The sequence below is a fragment of the Pseudomonas antarctica genome, from assembly GCF_900624995.1.
Classification (GTDB): Bacteria; Pseudomonadota; Gammaproteobacteria; order Pseudomonadales; family Pseudomonadaceae; genus Aquipseudomonas; species Aquipseudomonas antarctica.
Map to the genome: position 1 here is coordinate 1 of NZ_UYXQ01000162.1, position 7,338 is coordinate 7,338.

The 7,338-nt window shown below is 60.4% G+C and carries 6 protein-coding genes and 2 pseudogenes; 3 read left to right on the forward strand and 5 right to left on the reverse strand.

Features of this window, described 5'->3' with window-relative positions; all coding sequences use genetic code 11:
* Positions 1 to 53: 53 nt before the first annotated feature.
* Positions 54 to 254, reverse strand: a pseudogene (locus E0F99_RS27795) (LuxR family transcriptional regulator); the annotation flags it as partial.
* A 240-nt stretch (positions 255 to 494) separates the two neighbouring features.
* The gene (locus E0F99_RS27800) at positions 495 to 1,730 is read right to left on the reverse strand and encodes a methionine gamma-lyase (protein ID WP_083358049.1); all 1,236 of its coding nucleotides are present in this window, start codon (positions 1,728 to 1,730) and stop codon (positions 495 to 497) included.
* A 123-nt stretch (positions 1,731 to 1,853) separates the two neighbouring features.
* Here E0F99_RS27800 and E0F99_RS27805 point away from each other — a divergent pair, with 123 nt between their 5' ends.
* Together E0F99_RS27805 and E0F99_RS27810 are read left to right on the forward strand one after the other, a co-directional pair.
* Entirely contained in the window at positions 1,854 to 2,324 is a 471-nt protein-coding gene (locus tag E0F99_RS27805) for an Lrp/AsnC family transcriptional regulator (RefSeq protein ID WP_083358050.1), read from the forward strand.
* Between the two features lie 148 nt (positions 2,325 to 2,472).
* The gene (locus E0F99_RS27810; protein ID WP_083358051.1) at positions 2,473 to 2,910 is read left to right on the forward strand and encodes a carboxymuconolactone decarboxylase family protein; all 438 of its coding nucleotides are present in this window, start codon (positions 2,473 to 2,475) and stop codon (positions 2,908 to 2,910) included.
* A gap of 4 nt (positions 2,911 to 2,914) precedes the next feature.
* On the opposite strand, the gene E0F99_RS27815 is transcribed toward E0F99_RS27810, so the two are convergent.
* Entirely contained in the window at positions 2,915 to 3,685 is a 771-nt protein-coding gene (locus tag E0F99_RS27815) for an AraC family transcriptional regulator (protein WP_083358052.1), read from the reverse strand.
* Between the two features lie 98 nt (positions 3,686 to 3,783).
* Between E0F99_RS27815 and E0F99_RS27820 the strand changes: the two genes are divergently transcribed.
* Positions 3,784 to 4,914, forward strand: coding sequence for an MFS transporter (locus E0F99_RS27820; protein ID WP_083358053.1), 1,131 nt, complete (start codon positions 3,784 to 3,786; stop codon positions 4,912 to 4,914).
* Here E0F99_RS27820 and E0F99_RS27825 read toward each other — a convergent pair.
* Complete coding sequence (locus E0F99_RS27825; RefSeq protein WP_083358054.1) at positions 4,904 to 7,051, reverse strand: TonB-dependent siderophore receptor; 2,148 nt, start codon at positions 7,049 to 7,051, stop codon at positions 4,904 to 4,906. The genes E0F99_RS27820 and E0F99_RS27825 overlap by 11 nt on opposite strands.
* A 111-nt stretch (positions 7,052 to 7,162) precedes the next feature.
* A pseudogene (locus E0F99_RS30755) lies at positions 7,163 to 7,338 on the reverse strand (IS110 family transposase); the annotation flags it as partial.

The window sequence follows — 7,338 nt, forward strand, 5'->3', positions numbered from 1 at the left end:
CCGTCGCGTGGTGTGGGGGGGGGGGGAGGCGGCGGTGCGGTGGGGTGTTCTTAGCCCAGAGCGGCCACCGAATCGGTATAGACCGGGCTGATCAGGCGTCGGGTGTGGCCTTCGGCACTCACCCGCAATTGCGTGATATGGGTAGCGTCCACTGCCAATTGGGTGAGGATGAGGTCATGCAGCATGCGTGGGAAGTGGCGACTGCCGGTGCTGGCGATGACCTTGCCTATATGTGGGAACAGGTGTGAGTTCATCAATTCGTCCATGAGTTTCGAGTGTAGGTATTCAGCCTTATAACGACGGGGTTTAAGAGGGTAATCTGTATGAATAACCTACAGTGATAGTGCTCCCGCCGAGACGTATGCTAGTACAGCATCGCGAGATGAGGGGGATCCAATCTGGAAAAAATCAGATTAAAAATGCATAACGGTGGTCGGACCCGTCCGACCACCGTTTGTGGGAAAGCATTACGCCAGCCGTAGGCCTTATTTTACTCAGTGTTCATCCGTTACAGCATGACGTGGCGCGACGCGGGTGCACTTCGCCAGAGCCTGCTGCAGATCCGCCAGCAGGTCGGCGACATCCTCAAGCCCGACCGACAAACGCACCAAGCCTTCGCTGATACCGTGCTGAGCCCGTTCCTTCGGGGTGTAAGTGGAGTGGGTCATGCTGGCGGGGTGCTGGGCCAGCGATTCGGCATCGCCGAGACTGACGGCGCGGGTGAACAGCTTGAGCGCGTTCATGAAGCGTCGGCCGGTCTCGATCCCGCCCTTGAGTTCAAAGGCAATCATGCCGCCGGACTGCTTCATCTGCCGCGCCGCCAATTCGTATTGTGGGAAACAACGCAGGCCGGGGTAGGTGATCCATTGTACCGCCGGGTGCGCCTGCAAGGCTTCGGCCACTGCCTGGGCATTGCTGCAATGGCGGTCCATGCGCAAGGCCAACGTCTTGAGGCCGCGCATCAGCAAGGAAGCATCCTGCGGTGACATGACCGCGCCGGTCAGGTCCTTTAGCCCTTGCAGGCGAATGCGCTGCGCCAGGGCCTGGCTGCTCACGGCGATGCCGGCAGTGATATCGCCATGGCCGCTGAGGTACTTGGTGGCCGAGTGCACCACCACGTCGGCACCCAGTTCCAGAGGGCGTTGCAGGTACGGCGTGCAGTAGGTGTTGTCGACTACCACCGTGACGTTGGGTTGCTGGTGCGCGAGTTCGGCCACGGCGGCAATGTCCACCAGGCGCAGGTTGGGGTTGGCCGGCGTCTCGCAGTAGAGCATGCGGGTGGCGGGTGAAAGTGCAGCGCGCAAGGCGGCTAGATCGGTCAGGTCGACATGGCGCACCTTGATGCCAAATTCGCCGATGCCGTGGTGCAACAGGGCGAAGGTGCAGCCGTAGAGGGTTTGGCTGACGATCACTTCATCGCCTGGGCGCAGCAGGGTCCAGAAGGTCGCTGCGATTGCGCCCATCCCGGAGCTGAAGGCCACCGCGGCCTCGCCGTTTTCCAGGGTGGCCATGCGTGATTCCAGCAGGGCCAGGGTCGGGTTGGAGATACGCGTATAGAAGTGGCCGCTGGCTTCACCGGCAAAGCAGGCGGCGCCGTATTCGGCGGTGGGAAACGCGAACGTGGCGGACAAGTAGATCGGCGGCACGAGGGCGCCGTGGTGGTCTTTGGGGTCATAGCCGTGGTGGATAGCGCGGGTGGAAAAGCCGAATGTATTGTGTTTATTGTTCATGTCGGGCGCTCCTTATTTCCTACAATGCTATGCTCATAACCAAGGAAAAAAGTTGCAAAGTTTGCCGATATTTCCCGCGTTAAGGGATGGAACGTCGATAAAAATAATGAGTAGAGGCAAGGTATGCCCGTCAATCTGGATCGTACTGATAAGGCTCTTTTGAACGCGTTGCAAGGCAATGCCCGTCTGACCGTGGCGGAGTTGGCTGATCGGGTGGCCCTGACCACCTCGCCGTGTTGGCGCCGGGTGCGGAGCCTGGAGGAGAGCGGGGTGATCAGTGGGTATCAGGCAATCTTGTCGCCCAAGGCGTTGGGGTATGGGGTGACGGCGTTTGTCAGCATCATGATGGACAGTCATACGCGGGAAATTGCTCGGGCGTTTGAGCAGCGGCTGTTGGAGATTCCCGAGATTGTGGCGTGCCATAACGTGTCGGGGCGGTATGATTTTTTGCTTGAGGTGGTGGCTAGGGATCTGGAGTCCTTTGGGGAGTTTGCGCGGGAGGTGTTGCAGACGTTGCCTTGTGTTAAGGAGATTTATTCGAGTTTTTCGTATAAGTCGGTGCGGCGGTTGCGGGTGATTCCGTTGCCGGGGTGATTGGGTACATATCCGTTACCGCAAAAAGGATATGTACTCAACCCACCCCACTGGCATTGGCCACCCAATCTTCCCCAGAATTGGATATTTCCCCCACCACCCACGGTAACTACTCTAGCCACCAATCCCACCGTTCTGGAGTACCACTATGCAAACCCGTACCGATTTCTACACCGCCTCCCCAGACGCCATGAAAGCCATGCTCGCCCTGGAAGCCGCAGTCGGTAACCTGTCCATCGAACTGCCGCTGCTGGAACTGATCCGCCTGCGCGTCTCGCAAATCAACGGCTGTGCCTTCTGCCTCGACATGCACACCGCCGACGCCCGCAAAGGCGGCGAAACCGAACGCCGCCTCTATACCTTGTCCGCCTGGCGCGAAACGCCATTCTTCACCCCGCGTGAACGCGCAGCCCTGGCCTGGGCCGAAAGCCTTACCCTGATCAGCCACACCCACGCCCCGGATGCAGACTTCACTGCACTGGCCGCCGAATTCAGCGCCAAGGAGCAAGTCGACCTGAGCGTAGCCATCGCCACCATCAACAGCTGGAACCGCCTGGCCGTGGGCTTTCGCAAGATGCCCAAGTAAGCCTTCAGCGTGACTTGAAATACCCGCGTGGCGTGGTGCCGGTCATGCCCTTGAAAAAAGCAATCAACGCGCTGTCACTGGCAAAGCCCAGCGCGAACGCGCAGTAGCCCAGGCTACGGCCGCTCGCAAGCAGTTCGATGACCCGCATCAAACGCCACTGTTGGCGCCATTGCTGATACCCCAGGCCGGTTTCGCGCAGGAAAATCCGGCCGATGGTCTTGGCGCTGGCGCCAATCTTTTTTTCCAGGTCTTGCAGGGTGGGCGGCAGCATTTCGAGATCGACCAGCAACGGCGCCAGGCGCTTGTCCTGCGGCAAGGGCAGGAGCATCGGTTGCTCGGTAGCCGCCTGGATTTCGTCCAGGCACAACCCCAACAAATGGGCGTATCGGCCGGTCTGCCAGTCGGTCTCGAAGGGCGCCATCGCCATGGGTTCCAGCACCGCGCGCAACAACGCGCTCACCTCAATCACCCGTACCTGTTTCGGCAATTGCGCGGCCAACGCCGGGCTCACATACACCGAACGGTAATCCACGGTTTTGTGCATCACCGCGCGATGGGGGACGCCGCAGGGTATCCACGCCGCACGCGTAGGCGGCAGCAGGCACAGTTGGTTGTCCAGGGTGATACGGGTGCAGCCTTGCTGAGTGAACAACAGTTGCCCACGTTGGTGCCGGTGCAGGCCGGAGTCATGGTCGCCAAGCAGGGCGGCGATGCCGATGACCGGGGCCGTCAAGCGGTCGGGATCGAAAGAGGTGGTGGCGGCGAGCCAGGTCATAGGTTGTCCGATTCGATGGATATACTGTCGAAGTTTGGATAATACCCCAGTCGCCAGTCCTTACACTCCTTGCGCTGTTAAATGGGAGTGAGCGGGTAATGAACGTTAAAAATCTGTTGGTGCTGGCGATGGCGTTGCTGATGTTTCCGCAACTGGCCCAAACGCTGTATAGCCCAGCCCTGGGTGACATTGGCCGGGCCTTTGCGGTCGGGCCTGAACGGGCAGGGCAGACACTGTCGGTGTACTTCCTGGCGTTCGCCTTCGGCGTCGTGGTGTGGGGGCGGCTGTGTGATCGCTGGGGGCGGCGGCCGGTGATGTTGGCTGGGTTGGCGCTGTACGTTGGCGCCTCGGCGCTGGCCTTGAACATCACCACGTTCAACGCTTTGCTGCTGGCCCAGGCCTTGGCGGCGTTTGGCGCGGCCGTGGGTTCGGTCGTCACGCAGACGCTGTTGCGCGACCGCTACCATGGCGCCGAACTGGCCCAAGTGTTTTCGCTGATGGGCATTGCCCTGGCTGCCAGCCCGGCACTGGGGCTGTTCAGTGGCGCGACCCTGGTGCAGCACTTTGGCTACCGCGGCGTGCTCACCGGTTTGCTGTTGCTCGCGCTGGCGTTGTGGGGGTGGTGCCTGTGGGCCTTGCCCGAGACGCGGCCTTCGTCGTTGCCGACGGCATCGCTGACCCAGACCTTGGGCCTGATGCTCAGGGACGCGGGGATATGGCGTTCGGTCGGCTTGGTGGCGGCATTCAATATTGCACTGTTCGGCTATTACAGCGTGGGCCCGTTTATCTTCGCGCGACTGGGGTTGTCTCCCGCCGAGTTCGGCTACAGCGGCGTGCTGCTGGCGCTGGGGTCTGGGCTTGGCGCGTGGCTGAACACGCGCTTGCTCAAGCGCGGCATGAACGGTGAGCAGTTGGTGCTGACCGCTGCAGGTATCGCGGTGCTGGGCGGTTTGTTGGTACTGCTGCTGCAGCACAGCTGGTTATTCGTAGCGCCGATGTTGCTGGTGGTGTTGGCGTTCGGCATGGCGATTCCCAATGTGCTGGGGGGCGCGTTGGTCGCCTATCGCGATCGGCTGGGCACCGCTGCTGCGCTGTTTGGCTTGATGTACTACCTGCTGATCGGTGCCGGGCTCAGCCTGGTGGCCTGGGCCCAGGATCTGGGTTGGAGCCTGTTGATCTGTGGCCTGGCGGCGCTGTGCCTGGCAGCGCCGCGGGGGTTCAGAAATTGACCGAAGCACTCAATCGCGCTGTTAACGGCGCGCCCTGAAACAGGTAGTCATCGCCCATGTATTCGCCCGCGTCGCGCCAATAGCGCTTGTCGAACAGGTTGTCGACGCTCAGGCGAAACACCGTTTCATAGCCATCGACTTTGGTGGTGTAGCGGCTGCCGACATTGACCACGGCGTAATCACCCACCTCAACACTGCCGGTGCGGTTGGCGGACTTCTTGGCGCTGTATTGCACGCCGCCGAGCACCGCCAGCCCGTTCACCCACGGCAGGGCGTAGTCGGCGTACACGCTGGCGCGCAGCTTGGGCACGTTGATCGCCTGGTGGCCTTCGTAGTCCGGCGTGCCGCTGGCGCTCACCCGCGCGCGAATCGCCGCCACGCTGGTTGCGATTTGCAGGCGGTCGGTGGCCCAGCCATTGGCCGAGAGTTCAATCCCGGTGTTTTTTTGCTGGCCCTGCTGCACGTAGGTGAACTGGCCATTTTCGGGTTTGGCGTACTGATAGGCCTGGCGTGTCTGGAACACAGCGGCGGCGAAGCTGATGCGGCGCCAGTCGTATTTCACCCCGGCTTCGATTTGGCGTGAGACGGTTGGGGCTAAAGTGTCACCTTTATTGGTCGCGAACCAAGGCGCCGTACCGCTCAGTGACAGGCCCTTGCTGTAGCGGGTGTATAGCGAGATGTTTTCCACTGGCTTATAGATCAGCGAGGCTTGCGGCAAGAATACGTATTGTTGCGTGTGGCGATTTTCGTTGCCATTCACATCGAAGGCTTTTTCATCCAGGCGTACTTCGCGACCTCCGAGGATGGTTTGCCATTGCTCGTTGAAGCGGATGCGGTCGGTAACGAACAGCCCATATTGGCGGCTGTCGAGGTTGCGGTGGCTGTTGTTCAGCGGTGTATCGGTGGGCGTGAAGGTGGGGGCATCCTCGTTGATATTGCCGCTGCCGATGTATTCGTTGACCGCGTCGCGCTTGTCGATCACCCGGCGAAACGCGCTGGTGCCAAAGGTCAGTTCATGGCCCAGGCCAGCCGTGTCGAACAGCCCGGTCATCGCCGCCTGGATTTCATCATCGCGGCGCGTGTCGTCGGGGCTGCGGTAGTCGTAGATGTCGTAGTCACCCTCAGGGCTGAAGGTGTTGGCGTTACAGTTGCCTACGTAGTAACAGCCCCACGCAAACGAGCTGTAATCATCAATCACCACCTTGCTGCGCGCCGCACTCACGCTGCCTTTCCACTGATCACTGAAGCGGTACTCGAACGTGCCATTGAGGTTCAGCGACTCAATGCCGACCTGGTTGGAACCACTCTGGTGCCCCAACAGTTTTTTCGGCGAAGCGCCATGCGGTACTTCAGTGCCGCCCAACAACTGATAACCCGGCACCGAACGCTGTTGCTTGTTCTGGTATTCCGCATCCAGTTGCAGCAGCGCATCGGGGCTGATGTTCCAGTCGAAGGCCAGGGACACAAAATCGCGCTGGCCATTGGCGTGTTCCACATAGGCATTGAGGTCTTCATGGGCGACGTTGGCGCGCAGGCCAAACTGCTGCTCGCTGCCAAACCAGCCGCCGACATCGGTGGCGACATAGCCGCTGCCGCGATCATCGGTGGACACCGTCACCGAGCGCACATCCTCCGGGCGCTTGGTCACGTAGTTGATCACCCCGCTGGGCTCGGAAATCCCACTCTGCAAACCTGCCAAGCCCTTGAGCACTTCCACTTGCTGTTTGTTTTCGAGGGCGACGTTCTGCTCGCCGGTGATAGTGCGCCCGTTGATCTTGTAGCTGCTGGCCGCATTTAATGAGAAACCGCGAACCACGAAGTTTTCGTAGTAGCCGATCGGCGCATAGCTGTCGCCGACCGAGGCATCGTTGCGCAACACTTCACTGAGCAGGCGGGCTTGTTGGTCCTTGAGCATGGCGGCGTTGATCACGGTGATCGAAGCGGGCGTGTCGAGCAACGGCGCTTGATCGAAGCCACCGACCGAGGCGGTGTTGGTGCGATACCCCGATTCATCCTGACCCTGGACGTTCACTGCCGGCAGTTCTATTTCAGCTGCCAGGCTGCTACCGATACCGCCGCTGAGCAGCAGGCCGAGGGCGAAACGCGACGTGACGACGGGGCGAAAACGCAAAACCATGGGGCAAGGCCTTAAAGCGCAGGGCGGGGGGCGCATAAGCTAGGTGGATCGACGGGGTTTTACAAGTTATTGAGAGTGGTTCTGTCACATCGCTAACACGGGTGGGAGATTCTATGGTTGAGGGGAAGCCTCCAAAACCGCTTTTGACTGGTATTCGCTTTGATTTTTCATGAGTGAAAACGCAATACGTGCCAGCTTGCGGGCGATGATGACCAGGGCCTGAGTCGTTTTCAGGCCCCTGGCCAGGTAACCTTCATACAGCGGCTTCCAAGCTTTTGACCTGATGC

What these genes read in the sequence shown, in the direction of transcription:
- E0F99_RS27800 (WP_083358049.1), bottom strand. Translation starts at nt 1,730, where the DNA reads ATGAACAATAAACACAATACATTCGGCTTTTCCACCCGCGCTATCCAC.
- E0F99_RS27805 (WP_083358050.1), top strand. Translation starts at nt 1,854, where the DNA reads ATGCCCGTCAATCTGGATCGTACTGATAAGGCTCTTTTGAACGCGTTG.
- E0F99_RS27810 (WP_083358051.1), top strand. Translation starts at nt 2,473, where the DNA reads ATGCAAACCCGTACCGATTTCTACACCGCCTCCCCAGACGCCATGAAA.
- E0F99_RS27815 (WP_083358052.1), bottom strand. Translation starts at nt 3,685, where the DNA reads ATGACCTGGCTCGCCGCCACCACCTCTTTCGATCCCGACCGCTTGACG.
- E0F99_RS27820 (WP_083358053.1), top strand. Translation starts at nt 3,784, where the DNA reads ATGAACGTTAAAAATCTGTTGGTGCTGGCGATGGCGTTGCTGATGTTT.
- E0F99_RS27825 (WP_083358054.1), bottom strand. Translation starts at nt 7,051, where the DNA reads ATGGTTTTGCGTTTTCGCCCCGTCGTCACGTCGCGTTTCGCCCTCGGC.